This window comes from Brevundimonas denitrificans (assembly GCF_030160755.1).
Classification (GTDB): domain Bacteria; phylum Pseudomonadota; class Alphaproteobacteria; order Caulobacterales; family Caulobacteraceae; genus Brevundimonas; species Brevundimonas denitrificans.
Window position 1 is genome coordinate 1 of sequence record NZ_BSOY01000134.1, and the last position, 2,095, is coordinate 2,095.

Below are 2,095 nucleotides of genomic sequence, written 5' to 3' on the forward strand. Positions count from 1 at the left end.
CACCTGCGCCGCCGCGCCGGGCCCGCGCGCGCCGGCGGCGGAACACGCCCTGACCGCGGACGTTGTGCCCGGGAACCCGGAGAGGCTCACATGAACAGATTCATCCCCATCACCACCGCCTTCATTCTCTCGCTGGCCGCGCCGACGGCGGCCCTGGCTGACGATCCCGGCAACGGCAAGGGAAATGGCGGCGACCGTCAGGAGCGCGGCGATCGCGGCCGCGGCGACGACCGCGGCGAGGGCCGCGGCAATGGCAATGGCAATGGGAACGGAAACCGCAACAATGGCGATGGCGGCGGCCGGAGCGAGGATCGCCGCGCCGAACGGCCCGATTCGCGCCTCGTCGAAGTGGTCCGCGGCGCCCGCGACGGCCGCGACGCTCGCGACGACGACCGCCGCGAACTGCGCCGCACCGTCGAACGCGAGGTCTTCCAGACCCGCGACGGCCGCCCGGTGGTCTATTTTCACCGCGAGGACGACCGCGGCCTGATCGCCGGCTGCCCGCCCGGACTGGCGAAGAAGGACAACGGCTGCCTGCCGCCGGGGCAGGCGCGCCAGATCGCCCGCGCCGCCGCCGCCGACCGCTATGAGTGGCTGTGGCGCGCGCGCGACGACGACAGCCGCTACCGCTACGACAACGGCTATCTGTACCGGATGAACCCGCAGGGCTCGCTGCTCGGCTATCTGCCGGTGCTGGGCGGGGCCTTGGCGCCCGGCGCGACCTGGCCGTCGCAATACGCCTGGCAACCGGCGCCGGACTACTATTCCAGCTATTTCGGCCTGCCGCAGGGTCGGGACTATCGCTATGCCGACGGCGCCCTGTACGGCGTCGATCCGCAGACGAATATGATCAGCCAGGTCGCGGCCCTGCTGACCGGCCAGAACCTCAGCGTCGGCCAGCCCCTGCCGAGCGGCTATGACATCTACAATGTGCCCTATGAGTATCGGGGCCAGTATGCGGACAACGCCGACGCCATGTACCGCTACAACGACGGCTATGTGTACCAGGCCGATCCGAAGACCCAGCTGATCACCGCCGTGATCCAGCTGCTGACCTGAGCCGGAGCATGAGCATGGAATTGAAGATGCGCTGGGCCCTGGCGCCCCTCTGTGTGATGGCCCTGGCCGCCTGCGGCGACGCCGCGGACAAGGCGGACGGAACGGGGGCGGCGGCGCCCTCGAGCCGGACCATCGCGGCGACGCTCAAGGACGACCGCGCCTTCGGCACGCTGGAGCGGGTGCTGGACAACGCCGCCCTCGGCGACGTGCTGGACGGCAAGGGGCCCTATACGGTGTTCGCCCCTTCGGACGCGGCCTTCACGGCCTCGGCCGGCGATCTGGGCGACGAGGCGATGAAGGCCCAGGGCGCGGCCATGCTGCGGGCCCATATCGTGCCGGGGGCGCTGACGCGCGCCGACATTCTGGCCGCCATCGCCCGCGAGGGCTCGGGCGAGGTGCAGATGCGGACCATGGCCAACAGCCTGCTGACCTTCTCGAAAGAGGGCGAGGCGGTGATCGTGGCCGGCGACAACGGCGCCCGCGCGCGCCTGACGGGTTCGGAGACCCTGGCTTCCAACGGCGTGGTGCAGCCGGTCGACGCCCTGCTGGTGCGGCCGGCGGCGGAGGCGGCGAACTGACGGCATTGACCCGGGCCGCGGCGCGGCCGAGAGCTGTCGCATGACCGTCGTCTCCAAAGCCCCCCGCCTCGCCGTGCTGATCGACGCCGAGAACGCCTCGGCCCGCATCGCCGAAGCCCTGTTCACCGAGATCGCCACCCTCGGAGAGGCCTCCGCGCGGCGCATCTACGGCGATTTCGCCAGCGCCCAGCTGGGCGGCTGGACCAAGGTGCTGGCCCGGTTCGCCATCCAGCCGCAGCAGAATTTCGCCAACACCAAGGGCAAGAATTCCGGCGACATCGCCCTGGTCATCGACGGCATGGACCTGCTGCATTCGGGCCGGTTCGACGGCTTCTGCCTGGTCTCCTCGGACGCCGACTTCACCCGGCTCGCCTCGCGCATTCGGGAAGAAGGCGTCGACGTCTACGGCTTCGGCGAGCGCAAGACGCCCGAGAGCTTCCGCCAGGCCTGCACCCGCT

General features: G+C 70.7%; 3 protein-coding genes. All 3 read left to right on the forward strand.

Annotated elements, in window-relative coordinates; translation table 11 throughout:
* The first annotated feature begins 90 nt into the window (after nucleotides 1–90).
* Nucleotides 91–1,059, forward strand: a complete 969-nt coding sequence (locus tag QQJ79_RS15275; protein ID WP_284223783.1) for a hypothetical protein — start codon at nucleotides 91–93, stop codon at nucleotides 1,057–1,059.
* Nucleotides 1,060–1,067: 8 nt separating this feature from the next.
* Nucleotides 1,068–1,637 carry a fasciclin domain-containing protein gene (locus tag QQJ79_RS15280; RefSeq protein ID WP_284223785.1) on the forward strand — a complete coding sequence of 190 codons (570 nt, stop codon included), beginning with the start codon at nucleotides 1,068–1,070 and terminating at the stop codon, nucleotides 1,635–1,637.
* 40 nt (nucleotides 1,638–1,677) lie between these two features.
* The coding region (locus tag QQJ79_RS15285) for an NYN domain-containing protein (protein ID WP_284223786.1) at nucleotides 1,678–2,095 on the forward strand (418 nt) is incomplete at its 3' end.